The organism is Peribacillus sp. QJM3NY_7, from assembly GCF_056173225.1.
Genome location: NZ_CM149663.1, coordinates 4,345,821 through 4,372,590, shown reverse-complemented (window position 1 = coordinate 4,372,590; position 26,770 = coordinate 4,345,821). Strand labels below are relative to the sequence as shown.

At 39.6% G+C, this 26,770-nt stretch carries 23 protein-coding genes; 15 read left to right on the top strand and 8 right to left on the bottom strand.

Translation table 11 applies throughout. The annotated features are described in order from the left end of the window. The first annotated feature begins 137 nt into the window (after positions 1–137). Positions 138–407: an excalibur calcium-binding domain-containing protein gene (locus tag AC0VX1_RS20950; RefSeq protein ID WP_475468747.1), complete on the top strand. Its 270-nt coding sequence runs from the start codon at positions 138–140 to the stop codon at positions 405–407. Between the two features lie 78 nt (positions 408–485). On the opposite strand, the gene AC0VX1_RS20945 is transcribed toward AC0VX1_RS20950, so the two are convergent. Then, a complete protein-coding gene (locus AC0VX1_RS20945; protein WP_053536198.1) occupies positions 486–1,070 on the bottom strand; it encodes an NAD(P)H-dependent oxidoreductase in 585 nt (194 codons plus the stop codon). 139 nt (positions 1,071–1,209) lie between these two features. Here AC0VX1_RS20945 and AC0VX1_RS20940 point away from each other — a divergent pair, with 139 nt between their 5' ends. Next, positions 1,210–1,560, top strand: coding sequence for a winged helix-turn-helix transcriptional regulator (locus tag AC0VX1_RS20940; RefSeq protein WP_053536197.1), 351 nt, complete (start codon positions 1,210–1,212; stop codon positions 1,558–1,560). Positions 1,561–1,636: 76 nt separating this feature from the next. Here the strand turns inward: AC0VX1_RS20940 and AC0VX1_RS20935 are convergent, their stop codons facing one another. Next, positions 1,637–1,885 carry a hypothetical protein gene (locus AC0VX1_RS20935; protein ID WP_475468744.1) on the bottom strand — a complete coding sequence of 83 codons (249 nt, stop codon included), beginning with the start codon at positions 1,883–1,885 and terminating at the stop codon, positions 1,637–1,639. A 435-nt stretch (positions 1,886–2,320) separates the two neighbouring features. Here AC0VX1_RS20935 and AC0VX1_RS20930 point away from each other — a divergent pair, with 435 nt between their 5' ends. Beyond that, on the top strand, positions 2,321–3,634 hold the full coding sequence (locus tag AC0VX1_RS20930) for an Nramp family divalent metal transporter (protein WP_413023991.1): 1,314 nt from the start codon (positions 2,321–2,323) through the stop codon (positions 3,632–3,634). A gap of 97 nt (positions 3,635–3,731) precedes the next feature. Then, complete coding sequence (locus AC0VX1_RS20925; protein WP_336059197.1) at positions 3,732–4,709, top strand: 2-hydroxyacid dehydrogenase; 978 nt, start codon at positions 3,732–3,734, stop codon at positions 4,707–4,709. A gap of 225 nt (positions 4,710–4,934) precedes the next feature. Here AC0VX1_RS20925 and AC0VX1_RS20920 read toward each other — a convergent pair whose 3' ends face one another. Both AC0VX1_RS20920 and AC0VX1_RS20915 read right to left on the bottom strand, forming a co-directional pair. Continuing rightward, positions 4,935–5,090 carry a hypothetical protein gene (locus tag AC0VX1_RS20920; RefSeq protein WP_475468742.1) on the bottom strand — a complete coding sequence of 52 codons (156 nt, stop codon included), beginning with the start codon at positions 5,088–5,090 and terminating at the stop codon, positions 4,935–4,937. A gap of 550 nt (positions 5,091–5,640) precedes the next feature. Then, complete coding sequence (locus AC0VX1_RS20915; protein ID WP_475468740.1) at positions 5,641–6,912, bottom strand: cation:dicarboxylate symporter family transporter; 1,272 nt, start codon at positions 6,910–6,912, stop codon at positions 5,641–5,643. 206 nt (positions 6,913–7,118) lie between these two features. On the opposite strand from AC0VX1_RS20915, the gene AC0VX1_RS20910 reads away from it, so the two are divergent. Together AC0VX1_RS20910 and AC0VX1_RS20905 are read left to right on the top strand one after the other, a co-directional pair. Beyond that, entirely contained in the window at positions 7,119–8,390 is a 1,272-nt protein-coding gene (locus AC0VX1_RS20910) for an ATP-binding protein (protein WP_475468739.1), read from the top strand. Then, positions 8,387–9,301 (top strand): response regulator, encoded by a 915-nt coding sequence (locus tag AC0VX1_RS20905; RefSeq protein ID WP_063590197.1) that lies wholly within the window; start codon positions 8,387–8,389, stop codon positions 9,299–9,301. Before AC0VX1_RS20910 ends, AC0VX1_RS20905 begins: the two co-directional genes overlap by 4 nt. A 424-nt stretch (positions 9,302–9,725) precedes the next feature. Here AC0VX1_RS20905 and AC0VX1_RS20900 read toward each other — a convergent pair whose 3' ends face one another. Next, on the bottom strand, positions 9,726–9,983 hold the full coding sequence (locus tag AC0VX1_RS20900; protein ID WP_057276990.1) for a zinc ribbon domain-containing protein: 258 nt from the start codon (positions 9,981–9,983) through the stop codon (positions 9,726–9,728). Positions 9,984–10,394: 411 nt separating this feature from the next. Here AC0VX1_RS20900 and helD point away from each other — a divergent pair, with 411 nt between their 5' ends. The 8 genes from helD to AC0VX1_RS20860 all read left to right on the top strand — a co-directional run bounded on the left by helD (position 10,395) and on the right by AC0VX1_RS20860 (position 21,350). Next, positions 10,395–12,734 carry an RNA polymerase recycling motor HelD gene (gene helD, locus AC0VX1_RS20895; protein ID WP_475468736.1) on the top strand — a complete coding sequence of 780 codons (2,340 nt, stop codon included), beginning with the start codon at positions 10,395–10,397 and terminating at the stop codon, positions 12,732–12,734. A 104-nt stretch (positions 12,735–12,838) separates the two neighbouring features. Then, positions 12,839–13,054, top strand: a complete 216-nt coding sequence (locus AC0VX1_RS20890; RefSeq protein ID WP_475468734.1) for a hypothetical protein — start codon at positions 12,839–12,841, stop codon at positions 13,052–13,054. Between the two features lie 503 nt (positions 13,055–13,557). After that, positions 13,558–14,853 carry an Nramp family divalent metal transporter gene (locus AC0VX1_RS20885; protein ID WP_475468732.1) on the top strand — a complete coding sequence of 432 codons (1,296 nt, stop codon included), beginning with the start codon at positions 13,558–13,560 and terminating at the stop codon, positions 14,851–14,853. An 86-nt stretch (positions 14,854–14,939) separates the two neighbouring features. Then, the gene (locus AC0VX1_RS20880; RefSeq protein WP_475468730.1) at positions 14,940–15,650 is read left to right on the top strand and encodes a GntR family transcriptional regulator; all 711 of its coding nucleotides are present in this window, start codon (positions 14,940–14,942) and stop codon (positions 15,648–15,650) included. A gap of 257 nt (positions 15,651–15,907) precedes the next feature. Then, positions 15,908–16,693: an HpcH/HpaI aldolase family protein gene (locus AC0VX1_RS20875; RefSeq protein ID WP_475468728.1), complete on the top strand. Its 786-nt coding sequence runs from the start codon at positions 15,908–15,910 to the stop codon at positions 16,691–16,693. A gap of 22 nt (positions 16,694–16,715) precedes the next feature. After that, entirely contained in the window at positions 16,716–17,639 is a 924-nt protein-coding gene (locus AC0VX1_RS20870; RefSeq protein ID WP_475468727.1) for a dihydrodipicolinate synthase family protein, read from the top strand. Between the two features lie 132 nt (positions 17,640–17,771). Then, on the top strand, positions 17,772–17,903 hold the full coding sequence (sspL, locus tag AC0VX1_RS20865) for a small, acid-soluble spore protein L (RefSeq protein WP_289326312.1): 132 nt from the start codon (positions 17,772–17,774) through the stop codon (positions 17,901–17,903). A gap of 276 nt (positions 17,904–18,179) precedes the next feature. Then, entirely contained in the window at positions 18,180–21,350 is a 3,171-nt protein-coding gene (locus AC0VX1_RS20860; protein WP_475468724.1) for an ATP-binding cassette domain-containing protein, read from the top strand. Between the two features lie 560 nt (positions 21,351–21,910). Here AC0VX1_RS20860 and AC0VX1_RS20855 read toward each other — a convergent pair. Further along, complete coding sequence (locus AC0VX1_RS20855) at positions 21,911–23,179, bottom strand: ATP-binding protein (RefSeq protein WP_475468722.1); 1,269 nt, start codon at positions 23,177–23,179, stop codon at positions 21,911–21,913. A gap of 214 nt (positions 23,180–23,393) precedes the next feature. Between AC0VX1_RS20855 and AC0VX1_RS20850 the strand changes: the two genes are divergently transcribed. Then, a complete protein-coding gene (locus AC0VX1_RS20850) occupies positions 23,394–23,855 on the top strand; it encodes an SRPBCC family protein (RefSeq protein ID WP_475468720.1) in 462 nt (153 codons plus the stop codon). Positions 23,856–24,318: 463 nt separating this feature from the next. Here the strand turns inward: AC0VX1_RS20850 and AC0VX1_RS20845 are convergent, their stop codons facing one another. Further along, on the bottom strand, positions 24,319–25,302 hold the full coding sequence (locus AC0VX1_RS20845) for an ornithine cyclodeaminase family protein (RefSeq protein ID WP_475468718.1): 984 nt from the start codon (positions 25,300–25,302) through the stop codon (positions 24,319–24,321). 34 nt (positions 25,303–25,336) lie between these two features. Next, positions 25,337–26,635: an MFS transporter gene (locus AC0VX1_RS20840; protein ID WP_475468716.1), complete on the bottom strand. Its 1,299-nt coding sequence runs from the start codon at positions 26,633–26,635 to the stop codon at positions 25,337–25,339. Between the last annotated feature and the right edge of the window lie 135 nt (positions 26,636–26,770).

Here is a 26,770-nt window from a genome sequence, read left to right as displayed (position 1 = left end):
TGAATTGGCGGTCTTTTCTTAGGAGTGGATTAATTGAGAGCGGGTATTATTTAAATCCAGAAAAATAGTTATTGTAAAAATGGAATGATACATTGTGATTAGTAAAAAGTTAATATTTAGGGAAGTAAGTACGTGTTTTGAAACGAATATTTGCTATTTTACTATCTTTTGGACTAGTTTTAGGTCTCTCGTTTGGCGCAAATGACGTTGCCAGTGCCAAAACAAAGGTGAAGACTTATAAAAACTGTACAGCATTGAATAAAGACTACAAAGGAGGCATAGCCCGTACATCTTCCGTTAAAAATAAAGGAGGAAAAACGAAATACAAGCCTCACGTTTCAAAGGCGCTATATGATGCCAATAAAAAAAGCGATCGTGACAAAGACTTGATCGCTTGTGAAAAGTAAGGATTATTCAAAGAGACCTTTTAAAAGAAGGTCTCTTTTTATTAAGATTGAGCAGTCTTTTTCAACATTAGTATATGTTTATGAGAAATGGGATTTAATTGTATCTTCAACTTTCTTTAACATTCCTTTATATGCTTCTTCATCAAGGTATCCAATACTTCCGAATAGTAAATGATCCACAGGTTCAATTCCAGTAAAATCAAAAATTCCAATGTCAGAGGTAACTTTCAAACCAGCTGTCATACCCACCGCATCGTAAACCTCGTTAGGAGTTCCGTGTGTATTGATGATAAGCCCCTTTTTACCTTTTAATAGCTTGATTACACCTTCTTCTCCAGCAGAATATGCAAACCCAAATGAGAATACTCGGTCTACATACCCTTTAAGAATTGCTGGAAGACCCGTCCACCAAATAGGGTAAATAAATGTTATAACTTCTGCTTCAGAAATAAATTCTTGTTCCGTTTTAATATCATCAGGAGTTTTTCCTGCTTTCATGGCTGCTGTATCTTCCGGTTTCAGTACAGGTTGAAAATCAAGTGCATATAAATCACGCACAACAACTTCGTGACCGTTTTTCTCTAATGCATTGACTGTTGTTTCCAAAATAGAGTGATTTAAGCTTTCAGAGTATGGATGTGCATAAACAACTAAGTGCCTCATTTCGAATCTCCTCCTAGTAATTTTTATTTGATTATTAAGGGTAACCTAATATTATAGTGTTAGACATTTTTTTGAAAGTAGTCATTTTTTTATAACATAGTCACAAAAATGGTACCATTGAGAAAGAGAGGAATGTACGGTGGCGCGAAGCAGGTTCGGTGAACCTCCAGAGGAACAAATAGAGGTTTGTCCAGTTACACAAACTCAAGACATAATTGCAGGGAAATGGAAAATCATCATTTTATGGCATTTAAGCACAAATACAAGAAGATTTAATGAACTTCAAAGGCTGTTACCAGGTATTTCAAAAGGAATACTGACACGTCAGTTGAGAGAATTGGAAGAAGACCAAATGGTTCACAGAGAAGTATATAAAGAAGTCCCCCCAAAGGTAGAATACTCGTTAACACCTATAGGGAAAAGCTTTATTCCGATACTGGCTAGTATGGGAGAGTGGGGAAAAAAATATGAAAAATTAATAAAAAGCTAAAGCCTATACAGGTCTTTAGCTTTTTCCTCGTGGTGGATCATCCACTAACCCCATTTAATTCAATAAGACATCTTTTTTATCTTTCAAACCGTCCAAAATGTGTATTTTCCCGATTTATAAGTGCATCCCCAAGATTGATTCTGCTCATAAGTCTTTCATGGTCTGAAGGGAAACGTTCTTTAACATTTGCGACACCCTCTGTTGTTGGGATACTACCATTAGGCATAGGACGTTCTTCACTTTGAAATCCGGGGTTCAAACTATCATTATTAGTAGGGTCTCTACGTGCATCAAGGTTCCCGGCATTGTTATTATCTTGTGGCATATATTTCACTCCTTCGCTTATATTATCCGCTGATGGCAGTAATCTATTCGCACGCTGTACGTATCCTTTATTTATCCTGTTTTCCTCAATTTGCAGCAACGCCAATTTCTCTTGAATGATCAACAAGTACGAAGGGTCTTTTTTTGCCTTTTAAAAAAACTTCAAAATATTATGATTGACTTACATTTTAATTTGTCTTACAATTTCAATGTAAATAGTCGAAAGATTCAATTAAATGGAAGGAGAACCTTTTAAGGGCTAATTCACTTCAACATGAAGCATGACAACATACTGCGCGTTAACTTTATGTCAATTCCGGAAATGACGTAAAGTTCTGTCATAATTTCAATATCTGAATGTCTAGAGTTATCTAAGTATTATTGCTTTAGAAAAAATGAAAGCGAATACATACTCTTTGGAATGGAGTGAATAAACTTGAAAAACCAATCAAATCTTGCTGAATCCACTGTGATTGCTCCGGAGGTCGAAAGTAAGAAAATAAATTTCTTCACGAAGTTTAAAACCGCCTATGGTCCAGGAATTCTTGCCGTGTTAACGTGGCTTGGAGCCGGGGATCTGGTGACGTCTTCTGTTGCCGGTGCAGATTATGGATATAGTTTAATGTGGATTTTAGCTCTGTCATTAATTCTTCGTTTTCTTATCGTTAATGTTATTGCCCGGTTCCAGCTTTGTAACACAGAGGGTTTAACCATTCTTGAAGGATATGGACGTATCCACCCATTTTTCGGTTATTTCATGTTTGGTTATGCATTGATCATGGGCCATCTGTTTAATGCCTACATGATTAAGGGAGCGGGAGAGGTATTATCGACACTCTTCCATGTCAATCAGCCATTCTTAGCTTCAATGGTAGTTGTAGGATTAGTGTTTATGCTTATTGGCAGGAATATTTATAATAGAATTGAAAGTGTAATGAAAGTGCTTTTGGCATTATTGACCATTGCCTTCTTGTTCCTGGCCATTCAAGCTACACCGGATGTGGGGCAAATCATTAAAGGAACAGTTGGTTTTAGCATTCCAAGTGATACTGGCGTTCATGGAGCATTATTGGTGGCGATTTCAATTATCGGTGCAGTGGCAGGATCGATTTCGAACTTTGTACATCCATATTTCATGAAGGAAAAGGGCTGGACGAAGCCGAGTCATGTCAAGGTTCAAAGAAATGACTTACTGTTTGCCATCGGAGTTTGCATTGTGATTAATTTAGCCATTTGGGTGGTTGGGGCAGAAATTTTAAAACCGAATGGAATTCATGTGGAAACGATTGATGACTTGGCAATGGCATTACAAATGTCGTTAGGACAATTTGGCTGGTACATTTTTTATCTTGGGGTATTTGGCGTATTGTTCGCGAGTATAGTAGGGAAATCAACTGGTTTTCCAAGATTGATAGTAGATGCCTTTTACGTAATAAATAAAAACCGACGCGAAAAGTACAATGGTAAATATGAAAAAGATCCAATGTTTAAATGGATTATGATTTTTGTATTAGTTACTCCGCTTATTTGGTCCATTCCCGGCATGCCTGGTTTCATTGCATTGACAATTGGCGTAAATGCAATAAATATAATCGGCTTTCCGGTAATCGCAATTGGCATGCTCGTGCTTTCAAATAAAAAAAGCTTGATGGGAAAATATAAAAACAATTGGTTCGAAAATATTATTCTAACGTTAGCTTCCGTTATAGCGATTTGGTCCGCCGTTCAATTAGCTACTACCTTTCTTTAAAATAATGGTAGATTATAGATAGAGGCGCAAAACAAAAAGGTTATGTCAGCATTTGAACCCGACGGGGTCCTATTTTATTGGAAGTGAGGTATCAATGATGAAACCGAAAGTAATCGTCTATAAGAAAGTGGATCAAAAGGTGTTGGATTATATTCAAGAGACTTGTGATGTCGTTTATTTTGAGGGTCTTGATTCACAAAACTATCCTGAATTTCTTCAGGAGCTGAAGAACGCACAAGGTATATTAGGTTCAGGATTAAAGGTGGATAAAACTTTACTGGATCAAGCACCGCAATTAAAAATCGTCTGTAATTCATCGGTTGGTTACGACAATTTGGATGTAACCGAGTTGTCCAATCGAGGAATCATGGCTACGAACACTCCCGAGGTATTGAATGAGACAGTCGCCGATACGATCATGGGTTTGATGCTCTCCACAGCGAGAAGAATGCCTGAGTTGGATCAAATGGTAAAGTCAGGGCAATGGACATCGAATATCGGGGAAAAATCGTTTGGGTTGGACGTCCATCATAAAGTGTTAGGCATTATCGGAATGGGCGGAATCGGATCTGCCGTTTCAAAAAGAGCCCGTTTTGGGTTCGATATGAACATCTTATATCACAATAGATCCAGAAACGAAGACGCGGAACAAAAGTATGGAGCTACATACTGTTCTCTGGAAGATCTGTTAAAGCAATCTGATTTTGTCTGCTTGATGACACCGCTGACTCCTCAAACCGAAAAGATGATGGGGGAAAAAGAATTCAAGCTCATGAAAGAGTCCGCCATCTTCATCAATTGTTCAAGAGGGAAAACAGTGGATGAAGAAGCGTTGATCGATGCGCTAAAGACCGGAGAAATTCACGCGGCAGGACTGGATGTCTTTGTACAGGAGCCCGTCCAGGAAGACAACCCGCTGCTTTCCATGAAGAATGTCGTCACTCTGCCTCATATCGGTTCCGCAACATATGAAACCCGCCTGAAAATGGCGATGCTGGCCGCAACAAACCTTGTCGCCGGATTACAGGGCGAAACTCCGCCCACGTTGATTAAAGCTGGCGTAAAGGTGAAGTGATTTTTTATAAATTAAGCTGGATAGCCTTAATTGGGGCTATCCATTTTTTTGTTTCGGATTATTATTATTACTCATCCTGCAAAACTGCAAAGCACTCCTATAAGGGAGGGTTTTGCAGTTTGTAGACAAAAGGGGTTCGGAATTAAAAAATTCTGAACCCCTTTTGAAATTCCCTTTGAATTTTCGCCTAAAGTTAAGAGATTGGGGCTTTACGAGCCCAATATGTTAGGCCATTTTTGGACCTCGCCATGTCCAATTGGCCATCTTCTTTAAATGAATGGCAGCCTCCATTTTACGAACCAAATGGTTCGGTGGCACCAGTTGATTTAAAGTAATCATTTCAAGTTGATCTCGCTGTATAGAATCATGTTTAGAAAGCATCCTCATCACCTCAAGTTTTAATACTTCTATTTTAAAACAAAAATGAATCCAGGCAAAAGTGTTCCATCTGAAAGGCAAGACAAAGTTGATTGTAACGGAAGGTACGAGACTCCTGCTTAGAAAAGCGCGTCTAGGGGAGACCCCGCAGGCGAAAGCCGAGGAGGCTCCCCGACCGCCCGCGGAAAGCGAGTGCCCTACGTTCCAATCAACGTCCAACAAGCCATAAAAATAGACAAACTCGACTTTCATCGAGTTTGTCTACAGTTTGAAAAGCCCTCCCATAAAGGGGGGCTTTTATATCAATTCCCCAGACTTTTGTTATTCATCAACCGCATCTGCCATTTCATCAAAATCGGAAACTGCGATCTATCAAACAGTTCAGCACAAGAAATACCTGGGTTTGTCATCGCGTAAGAATAACTTATAATCGGAGACTGCACGCAATGTTTGGATACATAGTTGCATGCACTGGTACTTGTTTTGATCCCTAGAAGTCTTTCTTAATACGATCGTCATGATTTGTTGACACCGTGTTTCCTCCTTTATAAGTTTATGCTACGTCTGATTGTTTAATTGAATCAACGTAATGGTTTGCTTTATCCTGGTCAAATTCCCCTTCCCATTTCGACATGACAATCGCCGCCAATGAGTTCCCTATGACATTAACCGCTGATCTTCCCATATCCAAAATTCGGTCGATACCGGCAATGAACGCAACACCTTCCACCGGCAGTCCCATAGAACCAAGTGTTGTTAAAACAACAACAAATGAGGCACCCGGAACGCCAGCCATTCCTTTTGACGTTAACATCAATACGAGTAACAAAGTGATCTGTTCTGTAATGGATAAATCTATACCATACATTTGTGCCACGAAAAGTGAAGCAAGTGCTTGATAAATCGATGAGCCGTCTAGATTAAACGTATAGCCTGTTGGAATAACAAAGGAAGTAATGGATTTCGGGCAGCCAAACTTCTCCATTTTGTCCATAAGCCTTGGTAATACCGACTCTGAACTTGCTGTTGTAAAGGCCAAAATCAATTCATCCTTTAACACTTTCAGGATAACAAAAATGCTTGTCCCTGACATTTTCGCTATAATTCCAAGAATGGCGAATACAAAGAATATCATCGTCACATAAACAGCAATTACAAGGTTACCTAAAGGAATTAATGTTGCGATACCGAATTTCGCAACGGTTACACCAATCAGTGCAAACACACCAAAGGGGGCAAATTTCATGACTAGATTCGTCACCCAAAACATTACTTCCAACACACCTTCAAAGAATCCAAGAATAGGCTTTCCTTTTTCGCCTATCGCAGCCACACCTAAGCCGAATAAAACAGAAAAGAAGATAATCGGTAATAAATCCGCTTGAGCCATTGATTCAAATACATTTGAAGGAACAATATGAGAAATTGTTTCTCCAAAGCCACTGCTGCCAGCGATATTTGTCGTTTCTTCATATTTTGAAATATCACTTTTTTCAAGATTGCTTGTATCTAAGCCAGACCCTGGGTGGAACAAGTTTGCCGCCAGTAATCCAATTACAATGGCAATTGTGGTGACAATCTCAAAATAAAGAAGAGTCTTCCCGCCTAATTTTCCCAGTTTCTTTATATCGCCGACTCCCGCTATGGAGACGACTAGTGCAGCCATGACGATCGGGATGACGATCATTTTAATTAAATGAATGAAAATATCGCCGATAGGCACCAAAATGGCCATGACTGTTTCATTACCATGGAATAAAGCACCGACAACGATACCTAGTACAAGTGCAACAAAAATTTGAGTAGCTAAGCCAAACCTTTTCATTTGAATTCCTCCTTCGATAGTCGCTCTGTTGTTAGCGCTTTCAATTTTTAGATTATTTCAAGTTTATGATCATCCTACTGGAACCTACTGAATCCTACGGATACTTACAAGGGCCATAAAAAATAATAATTTCAGTCAAAACCCTTCTCACTTTTTTACCTTTTCATGTGTTATGTTTTTAATATAGTGACTGGGGAGGGACCGTATTGAAAAAGAGTATAAGGATATTGCTATTGATTATGATTGCGGTGCCTCTTGCGGGCGAATTCAAGTTTTACCCCTTCGATGATACATTCAGAGTCAGTTTGGGAACCCCCGTCTTCTTCTTGTTTTTACTATGGGGGAGGAGCATCCATCCGATTATTGCAGGCATAGTGACGGGAGTGAGTGTGTTTTTTTTGCGTTTTTCACTGGCTGTCGGGATACGGGACATATCCGTTGAGGATGCGATCTATCTTCATGTTCCCGCCTTTTTCTACTACTTCATTTACGCGTTGGCCTTTCATAAAACGAAATTGAACGAACGGCACGATCAGCCGTTTATGATCGGGCTTTTAGGGGTATTGATCGAGCTTTTTGCAAGTGTATCGGAGATGACGATCCGATCCATCCTGGCGAATCAGGGCACACCCTTGTTAGCCATTGACCAACTTGTTTTAATCGCCTTTATTCGAAGCTTTTTCGTTCTCGGCTTTTTTAATATATTAAAGCTGAGAGAAGCGAAATCCGCAGAAGCGGAGCAACGCATCCAAAAGGAACAAATGCTGCTTTTCATTTCAAGTTTGTATGAGGAATCGGTTCAACTGAAGAAAACGATGCAAAATGCGGAAGAAATCACCCGAACTTGTTATGACTTTTACCGTCGGATAAAAACAAGGGGGACTAATGGAAGCGATGCGCAAACTGCGTTGCAGATTGCCGGTCTCGTGCATGAGATCAAAAAAGATAACCAGCGGATTTATGCGGGGCTTTCGAAACTTATGTCATCCAAAAACCTGCAGGAATATATGAAGATCGAAGACCTTGGTAACATCATGATCGTGTCTAATAGACGATATGCAGAGTCCCTTCGCAAAGTTATTACATTTACCTTGCATATAGATGATGACCATCCCCCCTATCATATATATATGGTATTATCATTAATAAATAATTTATTGTCCAATGCAGTGGAAGCCATTGAAGAAGAAGGATACGTATCACTGCATGTGAAAAGGAAAGATCAATTCGTGGAGTTTTGCATCTGTGATAATGGCCCCGGCATTGCGCCAAAGCAGAAGGAAATCATTTTTACAGCAGGTTATACAAAGAAATTCGATGCGGCGGGAAACCCTTCGACGGGAATTGGCTTATCGTATGTGAAACAAACAGTTGAAAAATTTGGAGGACATATCAGGCTAATGGATACCTATAAAGAAACCGTATTCATCGTAGGAATTCCGATTGATGCTATTATGGAGAAAGGGCTAACGAGATGAATTATTTCATTATAGATGACGATCCTGCCATTCGAGGAATGTTGACAGAGATAATTGAAGACGAAGATTTAGGCAAAGTGGTGGGAGAAGCAGAAGACGGAGCTTTAGTGAATAATGGCTTGTTGTTTTTAAAAAAAGCAGACGTTGTCTTAATTGATTTGCTCATGCCATTAAGGGATGGAATTGAAACAATCAGGTCTCTTGCTGATGGATTTCAAGGAAGATTTGTGATGATATCGCAAGTGGAAACGAAAGAAATGATTGGTGAGGCGTATAGATTAGGAGCGGAATACTACATTACAAAACCGCTGAACCAAGTTGAAATTTCATGTATATTAAACAAAGTGAACGAGCGAATACTGGTGGATCAATCAATCCAGGGCATTCAAAAGTCGTTGAACGTGTTTACGGACCGCCCGAAGTCTTCTAAAACCTTTCATACAAAAAATATCATGGAAGCCGGACGGTCCTTAATTTCTGATTTAGGTATGATTGGCGAAGGGGGAAGCGAGGATTTATTAAACATTTTAGGGTTCCTCCAAAATGAAAAGCAAAGACTCGGTCCTGCCTACTCGTTTCCATATTTAAAGGAGATTTTTGCTGGGATTGCTGCTGAAAAGCTGGGAGATCAAGCGAAAGAAGCCGAAATCCAGAAAGAAATGAAAGCTTCCGAGCAGCGTGTCCGTCGCGCTCTTAACCAGGCACTCATCCATATCGCTTCATTAGGATTGACGGATTATATGAATCCAAAATTCGAGGCCTATTCATCCACATTTTTTGATTTCTCGGAAGTCCGAAAAAAAATGCTGGAGCTAGAAGACAAAAGCAAAAAAGTAAGCAGTCAGAGCCGCAATAATATGAAAAAATTTATCCAAGTGCTGTTTATGGAAGCAAGGCAGATGATGAAATAATAAACCAGTAACACAAGTGGAATAGATTGAAAATTCCCAAAAACATTTTCTTATTTTTCGTTGGAAGAAGCATAAAGGCAAATCCGTTTATATGGGATTTGTCTTTATCGCTATGTTCTCCGTATTTTTTTATGGCTCTTTTCGTAAAGATTGTTGTTTTTAAACGAAACTATTTAAGGTTGATTGGAGCGGAAGTGCGAGACTCCTGCGGGAGCAGCGGGAGAGGTGAGACCCCACAGGCGTTTACGCCGAGGAGGCTAAACCGCCCGCACCAAGGAAAGCGAGCATCTTGAGAGGAAATCAACCACAACCCACTACCTGGTAAATAGCAACAAAGTATGTGAAAACAGCCTTTTTTATAAACAGTATTGTTTCAAATCTATAGAAAAAGGATAAAGAAGTTCATTCGTTTTCTATTCGTTGATTAATTCCATCGCTCTAACTTTGGGATGCCTCTAGTGAAAAACTTAGCAATAAATTTAGGCATATTCATATTTTCCATCATATGATTTTGAACAACTTTTTGCATTTCTATCGCAGTAATGTTTTGAGTGAATTCACCATTTATATAACAATGACTGCAATATTTAGTACTTATCCTACCATCTTTTTCAGTTCCACCACCTAATTCATCTTTAGATAGCGGCATTCCACAACTCTGACATGCTTTATAATTTTTCATGATAATTTCTCCTACAAAAAGTTTTATCCTAAACATTATCTAACAAACAAAGTTAAGTCAAGACAATATGAATCACATCTCATCGAAACGAATCAAACGTTGATGTGGGTGTTGCAGTTCTTATGAAAGGCGGGACTAGCGAAGCTTCAGGCCTTCAATAATCATAAAAATAACCAGCCAAGCTATTGCTCAACTGGTTACTGGCTTTACATGTTAAATTCAAGTTTAAAATGACGATTCATTATGGCAACTGTTGTGCAAAATACATTGATATCATTCGGAATTTATGATAAGTTAGTATAGAAACACATTTAAATATATACAAAAACAGTTTACCCCTTACTATAAGTATAAGGTAAAACTCACCTCTAGTCAACCCCTAATTTCTCATTTTTTAAAGGAGTGTCCGTTATGAACAATGAAATTCGGCAGGAGCAAGAACGTTTGAATGAGGTGATAGAAACAATCACGAAACAAATCAGCAAAATAGAAGGAGAAACTTCAAAGCGTAAAAAAGAAGTTGTTAATATCCGTAAACACTTTTGGGATGACCTCAAGGTTAATATCGATACTTTCGATGATTACCTCGAGACCATCATTGGCTTAAGGCAGCAGGCCCAAGACTTGTCACAAAGCGAAGGCGCACATAGATATGCCTTCAAGAGGCTGTCAACACTGCGCCGCATGCAGGAAGTACCTTATTTCGGCCGGATTGATATCACTGAAGAAGGGTCTCCCCTTACGGAACAAATTTATATTGGGACTTCCACTCTTACTGATGCAACAGGAGAAAACTTCATTATCTACGATTGGAGGGCCCCGGTTTCGAGTGTTTATTATGACTATCCTCCCGGTCCTGTAGAATACTCCACTCCCGGAGGCGTAATTCGGGGGATGCTGGAGAACAAGTGGCAATACACCATCAAGGGAGGCGTTATCGAATCGATGTTCGATACGAGTCTCACCATTGGGGATGAGATTCTGCAGCAGGTACTGGGCAAGGGAACGGATAAGCATATGCACAGTATCGTGTCCACCATTCAACGTGAGCAGAATAGGATCATCCGGAACGATCGCGGACGTCTGCTCATTGTTCAAGGTGCAGCTGGCAGCGGGAAGACATCAGCTGCACTTCAACGGATCGCTTACTTGCTCTACAAGAACCGAGAAAGGCTGAAAGCCGATCAAATCATTTTATTCTCTCCTAACTCCATGTTTAATAACTACGTGTCCAATGTGTTACCCGAACTTGGCGAAGAGAATATGCAGCAGGTAACATTCCAGGAATATCTAGATCATCGTCTGACCGACTCGTTTCAAGTCGAGGATCCTTATGAGCAATTGGAATATTTGCTGACTGCAGCGGAGGATCCTTCCTATAGCACCAGGACAGCGAGTATCCAATTTAAGGCATCCATTCGCTTCTTTGAAATCATCAAGACCTACAGACAATCACTGGAGCAATCCGGAATGATCTTTAGAGGGGTGAAGTTCCGAGGGGAAACGCTCGTCTCCGCCAAACAAATCTCGGAAAGATTTTATAACACAGACACTACATTAAAATTTCACAATAGGATTGAAAAGCTGAAAGAGTGGTTATGTAAGCTACTTGATGAAAGGGAAAAGTTTGAGTTGAAACAACCTTGGGTCGAGGAGGAAATCGAGTATCTTAGCAAAGAAGACTACCAAAAGGTATACACCTATTTAGAGAAAAAACGCGGTCATGATGAAGATTCCTTTGACGATTATGAGATAGAAAATAAAATGCTTGCGCGTATGATTGTTCGAAAGAAATTGAAGACGTTACGCAAACGGATAAAAGCCCTTCATTTTATCAATATTAAGGGCATATACAAGCAACTTTTTGACGAACGAATACGGATCGAACTGTGGAATGAGGGTGAAACACCTGCCGAAAGGGAAATTTGCTTATCAACCCAAAAAATGCTGGACGAAGGTAAACTGTATTATGAAGACGCGACTCCATTTTTGCTGCTGAAGGAGTTAATTCAAGGATTTCAGTCGAATACTGCTATAAAATACGTGCTTGTAGACGAGGCACAGGATTATTCTCCATTTCAATTCGAGTTTTTGAAACGATTGTTTCCTAATGCCAGGATGACCGTGCTCGGTGATTTTAACCAGGCAATATTTGCTCATGCCAGTGAACGGGTTGATTTCCAGACTCTTACCAGTTTATACGGGATAAATGAAACCGAGAGCATTACCTTGGATCAAAGCTACAGATCCACAAAGCAGATTATAGAATTCACACGTGAACTAATTCCAGAAGGCCATCGAATTAAGGCATTCAATCGTGAAGGCGAGAAGCCTGTACTCACTCAAGTGTCCAGCCGTGATGAATTGCACCGTAAGATCATGTCTAAAGTCAAAGACTTTCAAAGCCGTGAGTACAATACAATCGCAATAATCTGTAAATCTGCTGCCGAAAGTGCCGCCGCATACGATGCCCTTAATGCCCACGGTGAAATTAAACTCGTACAGAAAGGCACAAATGAATATGAACAGGGTGTAGTTGTTATACCGGCTTATTTGGCCAAAGGCATCGAATTCGATGCAGTCATCATTTATGATGCATCCATGCAAACATACGGTGATGAGAGCCTGCGTAGATTGTTCTACACCGCATGTACCAGGGCTATGCATGACTTACAAATTTATACGGTTGGCGAACCCAGTCCCTTCTTGAAAAACGGTGCAACGGAGAGTTTACTTCTGACCTCCAAATAACAAAGAATGGAGTCATTATTAGTGCTTCCTTTTTTCTCCTTTCATTTTATTGCTCTTTTATCGAAATACTATAAAAGAAAAGCTTTAGAAAAGGAGGAGATGGATTGACTAACGATAAAGAACAGGTGGAAACGGGAGGAAGCCAGGTGACTGGTGAATCAACGACTCAAACAGTTAATGATGGCCATTATCATTATCCAGGGCCCGTGGAAGAAGGCTATAGCGGAAATACAGGAAGAGCAGTACAGCCTGCCGGGAAAAAAGATCCTGATATTCCTCTGAACAAAGACACATTTAATTACACTCGCCTTTTAAAGTAGCTCCGTCCCACATTGTAGGTGTTTAAGGACATTACATGATAGGATTATTGGTTCATGAATATACAAATTCCATAGTCGAATATGGTAAACAGCTTTTTTGAAACCTGTGTAGAATAAAATTCTATGCAGGTTTTTTTATTGGTGTAATTTTTATAAGACTGTTTGCAGTGATAAAACATTCAAATTTGATTATACATTGGCATTAGGAAATTATTTTATGTAAATTCAAAATAATGTAAAAATAGATTGACTGACTCATTAAACTGATATATCATATCTCATATATAAAACATCATATGTCAAAACTAAATGAAAGCGCTTTCTACAAAATAAAGGGAGGGATCATTAACAGGGAGAACCGATGACTCTTTTTGTCTTCCATCTTTTAAGGACAATAAACATGGTCTGTATTGTTTTAGGAGAAACCCAGTCGCGTGAGATGTAAGTAAATGCTTTTTCATAATTGAATAATTTGAAAAACATTATAATTGGGGGATGGGAGAATGGAGATTCAAAAAGAACTTGATATCCAATCGAATAAGACCTTTTTACAAAAGATATGGAATAGTGTAAAGGAATATGGTCCGGGAATTATTATGATTCTTACCATGATGGGAGCGGGTGACCTAATCACTGCCTCTGTATCTGGTGCTAGCTTTGGCTATAATTTAATGTGGCTTCTTGTATTATCTCTCTTAATTCGGTTTGTCATTTGTAATATTATGGGGCGGTACCAGATATACAATAATCAAGGAATGACTATTTTAGAAGGATATGCACGCCTCCATAAATTTTTCCCTTTCTTCTTTGGAATCGCCTCCCTGGTAATAGGGCATTTAATTATAGCGCAAATGATTAAAGGTTCAGGAATAGCCCTCAATTGGATGTTTGGAATTGGCAACGATTTCATTTGGTCAGTTATTGTTGTTTTAGTTAGCTTGTTCATTGCGGGAAGTAATGCTTATAAAAAATTAGAACTGGTCATGAAAGTTTTATTGGCTGTTTTAACAATATGTTTTATAGGATTGGCCGTTTATAGCGGACCTGATGTTGGGAGTATTCTTAAGGGGACGGTTGGTTTTGGTCTGCCAGAGGATACAGGTGCATATAGCGTTATTTTGGTAGGTGTTTCATTGGTGGGCGCAGTAGCAGGTTCTCTTACCAATTTGATTTACCCTTATTTTTTACAGGATAAAGGCTGGACGAAACCAGTTCATAAACGGATTCAACGTAATGATTTGTTATTCGGGTTTATTGCGGCCATTAGCCTTACTTTAGCCATATGGATAGTTGGAGCTGAAATCCTCCGTCCAAATCAAATCCAAATCAAGGACATAGATGATATATCCCGTGCTTTATCCTTATACATGGGTGATTTGGGATCCTGGGTTTTTTACTTAGGTGTTTTTGCTATCCTTTATAGCAGTGTAATTGGAACAGCGAATGGCTATGCCAAGGTGATTACGGATTGCTATTTCAAGGTGACGAATAAGGTATTGACTAAAGAACAGAAAATAGAGGGCGACAACAAATTTAAATGGATTAGTTTATTTCTCTTAATTTCACCAATTATCTGGTCTATACCTGGGACTACTGGATTTGTGGCCCTTACTCTTTTTACGAATGCACTGAATGTAGTAGGTTTACCAGCAATTGCGGTGGGTCTTCTAATCATTTCTAATCAGAAAAAATATTTGGGCAAATATACGAACAACTGGTTTGAAAACATCATGCTAGTAGGGACTACATTATTAGCGATTTGGGGATCATACCAACTTCTCTTAAGCTTCTTCTCTTAATTTGCTAAAAGTGTATTTATGTCACGGTCCCCAAGGTGTACATGCATCAGGAATAAATTGTTAATCTATTTTAACCAAATGCTATAATGGATTTAACAATGTTCAGAAGGAGAATAAACAGAATGAGCGACGATATTATAACAAGAATAAGTATGCAATCACGGTCTGTACGAGAGTTGATTTATGAGGAGCTTAAAGAAGCAATATTGAACAAAAGATATGAGCCTGGAACACATCTAAGAGAGAGGGAACTGGCCAAAGAGTTTAATGTAAGCACTACACCGGTCAAAGAGGCTTTGAGACAGCTTGAAAAAGATGGATTAGTTGTCACACAGGCAAGAAAGGGTTCATTTGTTTCCGAAAGTGTCATGAGCTCAGTGGAAGAAATAAGATGGGCTAGGGCAGCACTGGAAGGAGTTGCGGCACGGTTGGCTGCAAAGAAAAGAACACAAGAGGAATTAGAAAAGCTTGAATCTATCCTAAAAGAGATGGAAGCATACACAAAGGAAAAAAATAGCGAAATGCTGAAAAAGTATAATAGTGAATTCCATGATTTCATCCAACAAACGGCCAAGAATACTTATATTTCCAATCAAATAGAAGCAGTATGCTCCTTTGACAAGTTTTTTAGAGAGAAAGCAATGTCTCATAAGGAGGAACACGAAAGGGCTTTTAATGACCATTATTTTATTTTTGAGAAGATAAAATCACAGGATGAGGTAGGTGCAGAGGATGCCATGCGCAATCACATTAACCGTTCTACAACTTTTACCTTAAACAAAAACAGCAGCAAGTAAAGTCCCCAAATTTTGGAGAAAAAGGTATCCTGAAATTTTACGCCATCTCTCTCTTTTATGTTTCATGAAGATGGCGTTTATGTTATTAAGCCGTTTCAGTTATCTAGTTCATTTAGTTTGTATCAAATGTTGATAGTGAATGTTATCGGTATTGGTAAAACTCTGTACTAATTTATGATATATCAAATATCAGATATCACTTCTTTTAATGACAGCAAAATATTTCATAATAAAAGTCCAAAGGGGAGATGGGTTTTGTGTTTAACAATAAATTGAAATCTTCGTTCCATACAGATCAACAGAAAACGGTATTTGGAATATTTATTGGTTTTCCAAGTACACAATTGGTTGAAATGGCCGGATATAACGGATTTGATGTTGTTGTCATTGATAATGAGCATGGGATGCTATCGGCTGAAAATATCGAGCATATGGTAATTGCATCAGAGAATGCAGGAGTGACGCCTTTGGTTCGAGTTGGCTCAAGCAATCCTAGTGAGATTCTAAAAGTGATGGATAGAGGAGCCCATGGAGTTCACGTTCCCCAAGTTGATGAGAAGGAACAGGCTGAAAAAATCGTTGAAGCAGTGAAATACCCTCCAAGGGGGAAAAGGGGAGCAGCATTTTCAATGAGGGCTGCTAAGTATGGCACAGTGCCGATTCATGAATACTTGGAACACGCTAATCAACAAAGTTTAGTTTGCATTCATATTGAATCTAGAAAATCAATGGAAAACCTTGAAGAGATTTTAAGTGTTGAAGGAATTGATATGGTTTATATCGGCCCTACTGATTTATCAGTTTCCTTAGGTTTTGGGGGCAGGATTGATCATCAAGAAGTTTTAAAAAGTATTGATAGAATTTACGAAACTGCCAAAAAGTATGGAGTGAGAGTTGGGATACATTCAAAAGATAAAGCTGGTGCAAAAAGCCGAAAAGACTGGGGTGCAGATTATGTAGGACTTACAGTGACGTCTTTGATTAACCAGTCTTTTAAGGATTATATAAAAGATGCAAAAAGTGAAACAGCTTTAGAATCATAATAAAAAAGGGGAGAGGAAATCAATGAGTTATTCAACTTTCAGTGAAAAGCTTTCAACCATTACTGCAATTAATATTGTACCGTTTGAAAAGGAAACAAAGGCGATTAATTGGAAAGGGTTGGAGGAGAATATTCAATTTCTGCTCAAGCACGGAAGCGAAGTGATTGTACCAAATGGGAACACTGGTGAGTTCTATGCTTTGACCCTAGAGGAAGCAAAAGACATAACAAAAGAGGTTGCCCGCCTGGTAGATGGAAGGGCGACTGTTGTAGCAGGTGTCGGTTACGCTGCGGACATTGCGATAGACCTGGGAATTGAAGCCCAAAAAGCCGGTGCTGATTGCGTTATGATCCATCAACCGATTCACCCGTACATTACAGAAAAAGGTGCAGTACAATATTTTAAAAAAATCATTGATGCACTGGATATCCCATCTATAATCTATTTTAAAGATCCAAACCTGAGTGATAATGTCCTAAAAGAATTATCATCTTTGGAGAAACTTGTTGGAGTCAAATACGCTATAAATGATTTACCGAGATTTGCAAAAGTTGTTTCAGATATACCTAAAGAGCACAATCTAGCTTGGATTTGCGGTACAGCAGAAAAGTGGGCTCCATTTTTCTTTCATGCTGGTGCAGTTGGATTTACTTCTGGACTGGTGAATTTATATCCGGCAAAATCATTTGAATTATTAACGGCATTACGTCAAGACAACAAGGAAATAGTGTGGAAAGCCTGGCATGAGATATTGCCATTTGAGGATCTTAGAGCAAAATATAACAACGGCAATAATGTCGTTGTGATTAAAGAAGCTATGGAACAATTGGGTCTAACTGCAGGTGTAACTAGGGAGCCCGTTTCTCCTTTAGGTGAGCCGGACCAAAAAGAAATATACAACATTCTTAAATCATGGAATTTACCTTTTGAAAGTGTACACCTTTAAGTTATATCCTGGTGAATTTGGATAAACTCAATTTTTTATTCATTTGCCTGCCTTGTCGACAAGTTTATGAAGGAAACGACCTCGTTTTTAATTTAGAACAGTTCGGACATAATATACTTGGAGGTGAAGGAAATGAGTAAAAAGACAGGAAGAGGTCGCATTGCACCAAGTGTTAACCCGCAGGGACATGGAAAAGATGTCGAATTCGCCACCGAGCCAAAAAGCGAGCTTGAAAACAAGGCAAAAAAGTCCAATACAAAATAAACGTATTGGATAAAAATGCGGTCATACTTTATAAGGAAAGCCCTTCTCTTAGTCGAGAGGGGCTTTTATAATCTAGAAGGCTTTAATCATCAAATTGGTTTGGTTATGGAAAAAATCCAATCCTTGCTCCTCGGTTTTTGTCGATGAATCATACGTTTTTGAAGCAGCGGAATGTGAAAGAATAGAAGGATGGGGTTACCGTTAAAAAAATACCAAATACATATACCGCTGTGCTAATATGAAAGACTGAGCTTACAAAAATGAGAGGAGTTACAAATGAAAATAAATCGATTAATAGCGAACAATATAAGCCATTTGGATTCATCACTGCCAGATGACCAATCATTAGGAATTGCTGGTTTATCAGGTTCCGGGAAGACGACTTTTTGTCAAACCATTGGCGAAGAATCCAAGAAGCGTCTCGTTTCCTTATTGCCGAAGTCTGAATATCAGTATTTATTCCCTAATATTATGGAAACCAACTTCAGTGCCATCAAGATGGAGGAAATGCCTCTGGTCCTTTTTCTCGGCAAATCATCCATTTCAGCTAATCCCCGTTCGACCATTGGCACACATACTGGTGTATTTAAAGAGATACGTGTTTGTCTTGCAGAAAAATTCAATCTTTCTCCGGAAGTTTTTTCATTTAATAATGCCTTAGGCTGGTGCCCCACTTGTAAAGGACGCGGTACGACGAAAAACGTCGAATGTCCAAAGTGTGAGGGGAAGCGCTACAATCAAGAAGTCGAGCAATATACCATTGAATTATTGGACCGCCCGCATACTATATCCGATATCAACAACTTAAGCATCGAAACGATCCTTTCACTCTCAGAGACCTTACATATAAGTGAAGCTAAACAGCATATTCTCCAAAGTATAACCAATATGAATATTGGTTATTTAGGCTTGAACCGTATTATGGGGACAGTGTCAGGAGGGGAATTAACCCGGCTTTATTTGGCCGAATTCATGGCAACAAGTGAAAATACTGTGATCATCATCGATGAAATCTCCGTCGGTCTTGATCATCAAACCCTTTTGAAAATTTTGGAACAGATTAAGCAATTAGGTTATAAAAATCAAATTTGGCTCATTGATCACTCCGACACGGTGTTGGATAGCACGGATGACCAATTGTTCTTTGGACCCGGCAGCGGAAAATATGGCGGGAAAATCGTTGAGGAATCACCGCGGCCCAAACCAATCAGCTGGAAGCGTAATGAAGCAGCGCCAACGGAATACTATCAATTTCAGGATCTTTACTGCCGTAATATTCAAATGGAAGAAATCCGGATTCCCAAGAATAGACTCGTTACCTTTACGGGTGAGTCAGGCTGCGGTAAATCTACACTAGTCAATGAATGCATCTCCAAAGATTTTCAGAAGCGGTATCCAAAGGATAAGCTGGTCATGGTCGGGCAGGACCGAAATAAATCGATCACCAGCCGGTCGACCGTTGCGACGTTTCTTGATATTAAAAAGAAGCTAACCAAATACAGTGATGAAATTGATGATATTTTTCAGCGTTCGATCGAAGATATCATCGATGAACTCCCAAAAGAAGACATCGCTCATAAACGTTTGAGCTTATTGATCAAACTTGGGCTTGGTTATTTAACGTTAGAAAGAAAAACACAAACACTATCGACTGGTGAATTTCAATGTGTCCACTTAGTTTCCGAGCTGTTTGCGAAGACAAGGAACCCGCACACGCTGTTCATTTTTGACGAGCCTTCAAAAGGGTTATCGCAAAATATTTTAAACCAATTCATTGACAGTGTCAGGGTCATTCTGGAGGATGATTCCGTCTCCATCATCATGATTGAACATAATGCCTATATGCTGGAAAGCTCGGATTATATCGTGGATTTTGGCAAAAGACAGCTAACACCTGTCAATCATCTTGACGTTGTCAGTCATGATGATTATTACAGTCACAAAGACAGTGACGATCGAGTGGAGCCTTTGCATATCTCTTCGACGCTCCGGTCAAAAACTGGTATCGATTATTTACAGGAAAATCATCTGGACTATTTCAAAAACGCAGAGAACGTCTATAAGGGCGGCATTTTAAAAAGCTTATCACCAATCGCTCGCGTGATTTATGGGGAGTACGAGTCCGATACGATTGCACCTGTGATCGCCATTGATCTTGAACGGCACTTGTACAGTCAATATACGTTTCTTTATGAATTGGGCGGAATGATCAACCATATAGTGGCTGCACATCCGACCAATAAGGATACAAGAAGCTTCGATTTCTATTCTGCAGAAAATCATTGTCCAAGCTGTTCGGGACGCCGGTTCATTGAAAAATTCGATTTCGATGTAGTCATACAAGACAAAAACGTGCCATTCTGGGATGGTTTATTACATCCGGACGTGATGGAAGTATTAAAATATTATCAGCATTCAAAACTGCAATTCCTGTTTGATGAGATCAAGAATGAACTAGGTCACGACATTAGTAAAAGCTATAATGAGATGACAGATGCCGAAAAGCATACCTTCTTATATGGGTATTGGGAAAAGTCCTTTTACGATAAAGCAGGCAAGGCATCGCGAATTTGGGAAGGGTTCAATTTCATCATTGGGCGTTATATCTTCGTATCGAAATCAATCATTAAAGAGCAGATGAAAGAAACAAAAGAGATGATCGACTGTCCAGTCTGTCAAGGAACGGTTCTCAAACATCATAAAAAGCTGATGTTTGGTGATACGGACATTCGCGAGATCATCCAACAGCCAATTGATCAAGTCATCAAAATTGTAGGGAAGCTGCCGGAACTGGAAAAACTAAAAGCGATTGTGGGCGGCGATATCGCACTTACTGATGATGTCTCATTCCTTCCACGTGAAACAAAAGCGGCGTTGAAAATGCTCGAACTCGAACTAGCAAGCTTTGTCGGCTATGAAGTGGTTTTACAAAATACCCAACCATTCTGGGACAGCATCAAAGGCAATATTGAAGCAATCAGCAGCAAAAATCAGATTACCATCTGTGACTTTGCCAATATTAATGAAACAAGAGAAACCATTATTGATAAATATTTCACCAATGGCAAATACAAAAAACTAACCTATGTCTATGAAGCATTCGGCTACAAAAAAATCGTTACCCAAATCAATAAAATTAAAGCAAGTCATAAATGCCCATTCTGTAATGGCAAGAAAGTCATTTCAGAAGACAACATCCATGACGGTGTGTATAAATTAACGATCCCCTGTGTGAGCTGTCATGCCAGTGGCATCGATGATGAAGGGCGTAAAGAAATCGTCGAAAGCATCGACGTCCAGACCTGGCTGACAGGGAAAGTGAAGGATGTCGTGGCTGAAAGCGGACATACCGAGGCCGTTGCCGATATCCCCATTTTCGCCCGGATACGTGAATTGAACAAACGAGACATGATGGCGGTTTATCAATGCCTAGACGAGAAAAAATAAAGTAAAAAGTCCGCCGAAAATGGCGGACTTTTATTTTGGGGACATAAGGGGTTAAGAGTCCGAATAGTGAGGTGAAGGTCGAAAAAAATTCGTGAGCGGTCGAATACTATGTAGTTCAGGACGATAAACTGCGTCAATGACCAAGACAGTGCAGACAGTCGGCGAAAAGTGATTTAAAACAAAGTTGATAGGAGTGGGTGTGCGAGACTCCTGCGGGAAAAGCGTGTCCAAGGGAGACCCCGCAGGCGAAAGCCGAGGAGGCTCCCCGACCGCCCGCGGAAAGCGAGTGCCTGGAGGGAGATCGGCGTTCCATGTTTTATAAACCCTCATAAAAACTGTAGACAGAAGGGGTTTTATCTAAATTTCAAAACGGAGTTGATTGGAACGGAAGGAACGAGACTCCTGCGGGAAAAGCGCGTCTAGGGGAGACCCCGCAGGCGAAAGCCGAGGAGGCTCCCCGACCGCCCGCGGAAAGCGAGTGCCCTACGTTCCAATCAACGGTCAAATTTTAAAAACCTTCTACAAACTAAAAGTCCGCCGTAAATGGCGGACTTTGTTTATTATTTTGCAGAATGATCTTCTTGATAAACGGGAAGTGTTATTGAAATCGTTGTTCCCTTATTCAAAGCGCTAGTTAAATGAAGTGTACCATTCATCGTTTGGATGGTCTTGACAGCCACCATAGATCCCAACCCAGTCCCTTTTTCTTTGGAACTGTAATAAGGCTCACCAAAACGATTTATTTGTTCCTTGTTCATTCCCACTCCATTGTCACTTATTTCGATAATGATATCGAAATTATTTACATAAGAAACAATATTAAGTTCCCCGCCGTTTGGCATTGCCTCTATACCATTCTTGATGAGGTTTAGGAAGCATTGCTTGAAATGTTGAATATTCCCCCGGGTGATGCCTGGAGCCAACTGATTAGATATAGTAACTAAATTCATGTTAGCCAATGGTTTGATCATTTCAATTACATATCCTATTTCACGGTTAATTAAAATATTTTCCACTTTCTCAAGTGCAGGTTTTGCAAATGCTAAGTATTCACTGATAATGGATTCTGCACTATTAAGCTCTCTAACTACATGTTGTATATATTGTTCTCTTACTTCCTGAGTCAGATCAGGAGCCTTTAGCAGTTGAACAAATCCTTTCACAACCGTTAGAGGATTTCTAACCTCATGTGAAATGCTGGCTGCAAGCTGACTGACTACCTCCATTTTTTCAAGCCTTACCATTTGTGTCCGGATTATAATGGCATCTTTTAAAATTTCTATGATATATAAAGCCAAAACGATAATGAAAGGAGGGAGGATGATAAAGTAAAATACATACGCCTCCGTTATTCGAAAATAATCAGACATAACGATTGAAATTAAGCTCGTTAGGATTCCAAGAAACAAAATTAATAGTATCGAGCTATTAAGCTTATTTTTTCGATTGAAATTTTTGAATTTGGAAGAAAATAGAGCCGTTATAATAAAGATTACGATATATACAATTAACGTAAGTAAATTGAAACCATAAAAAGCAAACCTAAAAGTTAATATGATGACTAACAGTGCAGCCCCTACAGGCCAACCACCATAAAGGGTCCCTATTATAAAAGGGATTTGCCTAAGATCATGGACACAATATTCATCGATATAAATAGGAAACTTCATACATAAAATAATAGGAATGCTCATGCATGCAGTAATAAGGGTCTTGCCATACTGACTTAACCTTTTGCCATGATCTAATAAAATGTAATAAATCAAAATGCTTACTAAGATATAAAAAAGATTATCTAATATGTTTTGATTAATATAAATAAAATTCATAGGATTCTCCTGAAAAAGTAACCGTTTGGTTTATTATACAAGAATAACACCAAAAAAGAGAATCTTAATAAGTAATTTATTTACAGAACGACTTTAAATTTAAAAATAGAGTTGGTTAATGTATCTATTTAATTAGAATTATTTAACGATTCATCCGTTCGAATTTGGTTATTACATAATAAAGGAAATATAATAGAGGCAGAGGTGATTTTCATTGAAAAAATGGACAAAAGAAATAGAAATAAATGCTCCAATTGAACAGGTATGGAAGTTTCTTGATGGTTCAGTAGAAAATATGCAAAAAATCATGCCTCAAGTAGTTGAACAAAAGCCGGTTAAAATAACGGAAGAAGTGGTTGGAAGCGTATATCGCCAAAAATATCGAGAAGGAAAACGAACAGAAGAGTATGATATAGAAACATTGGAATATTTGAATGAGACAAATGAGAAAAAGCTTAAAGTAGGCTTCATACTTGCTAAAATGTTTGAAATTACAGCTTTTTATGAACTAAATAAAATCAATGACAATAGAACTTCCTTTACATATACAGTCACCAGTCGCCCATTGAAGTGGTTTTTGAAAATACTTTTAGTATTTGCCACCGATAAAGTGGTCGTGGAATTTTTAGACCGCGTCAAAAAGGTAGCTGAAGCGGAAACAAGTGTATTAGAATGAATTAGGTCAATCTTCTATAGGGGGAATACAACTTGTCCATATTGGAGGGTGTGCTTTATCGTTTCATTCCACTGCAGGCACTCGCTTTCCGCGGGCGGTCCGCCCTCGGCGCTTTGCGCCTGTGGGGTCTCCCTTGGACGCGTATTTCCCGCAGGGGTCTCGCACACCTGCTCCAATCAACTCTGCGTGAAATCTAAGTCGACACAGCAACACAAATAAAAAAGAATCCATCTTTTTTCAAGGTGGATTCAAACTGAAATACAAGCCACATGGCACTATATGATGCCAATAAAAAAAGCGACCGTGATAAAGGCTTGATCGCTTGTGAAAGATATGGATTATTCAAAAGGCCCTTCCGAAAGAAGGGTCTCTTTATTTAAAGATGAAATGTTACTGCAAGCTTGAACGTCGCTTGTTTCGGGTTGTTATTACATTCAGCGTTAGCAAAATGTATGGACTTCTGCTAAACCTCAATCTCCATCCCGATGTTCCGTTCTTTCGATTGGCGATAAACGCCTTTTGCCACAGCGAGGTCAAAGTAAGCGGCACCGACTGATTTAAAGAAGGTAATTTCCTCTTCATTTTCCCTGCCTGTTTCGGTCCGCATGACAAGTTCATAAAGCTCCCCGTGTATATCATTAAACGACCAATTTCCCTGATTGGCTGCAGAAATGAGCTCTCCTGCTTCGGCCTTCACGCCCGTCAAATCGTCGACGATAATTTTAGCAGCCCGTGAAACCGTGGTATTATCCACTTCTTTCATATCCGGCAAATAAGACCCGACCCCGTTAATGTGTGTGCCCGGCTTTAAATCCAGCCCATTAAATACAGGCTCGTTCGAGCGGGTTGCACAGCAAATGATATCTGCTTGACGAACAGCTGCTGAAACATCTTCGCAAACTTCAAAAGGAACGGTTACTCCGAATGCCCGCAGCTTTTCACCGAATTCCTGCGCTTTCTCTGGTGTGCGATTTACTAATAAAATACGCTCAATGTCCCTTACGGCTAACACACCAATTGCTTGTTCAAATCCCATAGCTCCTGTTCCGATGATCGTGAGAACCCTTGCGTCTTTACGAGCAAGAAAGTCTGTGGCAATGCCGCTCAATGCCCCTGTTCTGAGACGTGTTAAATAGGAGGCATTCAACAGTGCTAAATGTTCGCCATTTTCTGCATCTGACAGCAAGATGACTCCTTGTGTGGTTGCCATCCCCCTTGAAGGATTCTTTGGAAAAATGGTAACGACTTTGACCGCCGAAACTTCTTCAGATAAATCAGCGCTTGGCATGTAAAGGGCCGAAGCCTCGTGTTGAGGATAAGCAAGAACTGTGCGATGAGGGTTATCTATTTGTTGAGCACTATGTGCACGCAATACGGCCTTTATATCTGCTATTGCGTCTTTCATTCCATATGATTGTTGAATTTCCTTCTCACTTATTACCAACATTCAATTGTCCTCCTTGAAGTAAAAGATCCATAGATTACATGGCACTAGTATTATGTGTTTCGTCTAATTTCTGATTACTGCGATCCTTAACTGCCCAAATCGCTGCTAGTGACAGGACAGATGCAAAAATAATATAAATGGCGACAGGAACATAGGAGTTATTAAACCTATCAAGTAATGCCGTTGCAACTAGCGGCGCTGTTCCCCCTGCCAGAGCTGCTCCGATTTGATAGCCAAGCGTGATGCCGGTATAACGGATCTTTGCATCGAAAATTTCCGAGAACATCGTTCCAAGAACAGCTGTGATGGGAGCCCAGATAACCCCTAAACCTATCACTGTTGCAACGATCAATAGGAGTACCGATTTTTGCTGCAGCAACCAGAAGTATGGGAATGCAAACAGTGCCATCCCGATCGTTCCCCCTATAAACAGCTTTTTGCGGCCAATCTTATCAGATAAATTCCCTATGATTGGTATTAAAATCGTCGTTATAATTGTCGCAATCATGACTGCAGTTAATGTAGCTGTCCGGGAGAAACCGAGATTTGCAGTAGCATATGATACGACAAACGTGCTGAAAATATAAAATGGAGCTGTTTCTACCACTTTGGCTCCGACGGCGATAAGCACTTCACGCCAATAATTCTTAAGTGTTTCCACAATCGGCAGCTTTGGAACTTCTCCCGATTCCTTCACTTTTTTGAAAGACGGTGTTTCATCAATTCCTTTACGAATCCATAAACCAAAAAATACTAGCAGAGCACTAAAAATGAATGGTATACGCCATCCCCAAGTCATAAATGCGTTTTCAGGCAGCAGTGTCATAATGGATAGGGCAACGGTTCCAAGCAGCATTCCTATCGTAACACCCATTTGAGGAATGGCTCCGAACAAGCCCCGTTTCTCAGCGGGAGCATATTCAACGGCCAATAAAAGCGCGCCTCCCCATTCACCGCCAATTCCCAGACCTTGTACTAAGCGCAGCGTGATTAATAAAATAGGCGCCCAAATCCCAACGGCTTGATACGTAGGAAGAAGCCCCATCCCAAAGGTTGCGACACCCATTAAACTAAGTGTTAAAACAAGGGTTTTCTTTCTCCCGATACGATCGCCAATATGGCTGAAAATCACTCCGCCAAAGGGGCGGATGAAGAATGCTAACGCAAAGGATGCATAGGAAAGCAACAGCCCTATTGTCGGATCCTCATTCACGAAGAATAGCTGGTTAAACACGAGAGCTGAAACGGTCCCATATAAAAAATAGTCAAACCACTCAATAGAACTTCCGACTAAACTCGCAATTAAAATTCGCCGCATTTGTTTCTTCTCCATCTTGAGTCACCTCATTAAAATTGAAGTGTCACTTCAATTTATTATTTCCTTTATTGTAAATAATTTATAATTTTCTGTCAATTATATTATTAATGACGGAACATTCATCAAAATTTGTACTGTATAATGTAGCTA

Bases quoted from the DNA above. Each gene is read 5' to 3' on its own strand.
- AC0VX1_RS20905 (WP_063590197.1), top strand. From the start codon at position 8,387: ATGAATTATTTCATTATAGATGACGATCCTGCCATTCGAGGAATGTTG.
- AC0VX1_RS20920 (WP_475468742.1), bottom strand. From the start codon at position 5,090: ATGCTTTCTAAACATGATTCTATACAGCGAGATCAACTTGAAATGATT.
- AC0VX1_RS20935 (WP_475468744.1), bottom strand. From the start codon at position 1,885: ATGCCACAAGATAATAACAATGCCGGGAACCTTGATGCACGTAGAGAC.
- AC0VX1_RS20840 (WP_475468716.1), bottom strand. From the start codon at position 26,635: ATGGAGAAGAAACAAATGCGGCGAATTTTAATTGCGAGTTTAGTCGGA.
- AC0VX1_RS20870 (WP_475468727.1), top strand. From the start codon at position 16,716: ATGAGTTATTCAACTTTCAGTGAAAAGCTTTCAACCATTACTGCAATT.
- AC0VX1_RS20860 (WP_475468724.1), top strand. From the start codon at position 18,180: ATGAAAATAAATCGATTAATAGCGAACAATATAAGCCATTTGGATTCA.
- AC0VX1_RS20915 (WP_475468740.1), bottom strand. From the start codon at position 6,912: ATGAAAAGGTTTGGCTTAGCTACTCAAATTTTTGTTGCACTTGTACTA.
- AC0VX1_RS20855 (WP_475468722.1), bottom strand. From the start codon at position 23,179: ATGAATTTTATTTATATTAATCAAAACATATTAGATAATCTTTTTTAT.
- AC0VX1_RS20945 (WP_053536198.1), bottom strand. From the start codon at position 1,070: ATGAGGCACTTAGTTGTTTATGCACATCCATACTCTGAAAGCTTAAAT.
- AC0VX1_RS20900 (WP_057276990.1), bottom strand. From the start codon at position 9,983: ATGAAAAATTATAAAGCATGTCAGAGTTGTGGAATGCCGCTATCTAAA.
- AC0VX1_RS20885 (WP_475468732.1), top strand. From the start codon at position 13,558: ATGGAGATTCAAAAAGAACTTGATATCCAATCGAATAAGACCTTTTTA.
- helD (WP_475468736.1), top strand. From the start codon at position 10,395: ATGAACAATGAAATTCGGCAGGAGCAAGAACGTTTGAATGAGGTGATA.
- AC0VX1_RS20925 (WP_336059197.1), top strand. From the start codon at position 3,732: ATGAAACCGAAAGTAATCGTCTATAAGAAAGTGGATCAAAAGGTGTTG.
- sspL (WP_289326312.1), top strand. From the start codon at position 17,772: ATGAGTAAAAAGACAGGAAGAGGTCGCATTGCACCAAGTGTTAACCCG.
- AC0VX1_RS20845 (WP_475468718.1), bottom strand. From the start codon at position 25,302: ATGTTGGTAATAAGTGAGAAGGAAATTCAACAATCATATGGAATGAAA.
- AC0VX1_RS20880 (WP_475468730.1), top strand. From the start codon at position 14,940: ATGGATTTAACAATGTTCAGAAGGAGAATAAACAGAATGAGCGACGAT.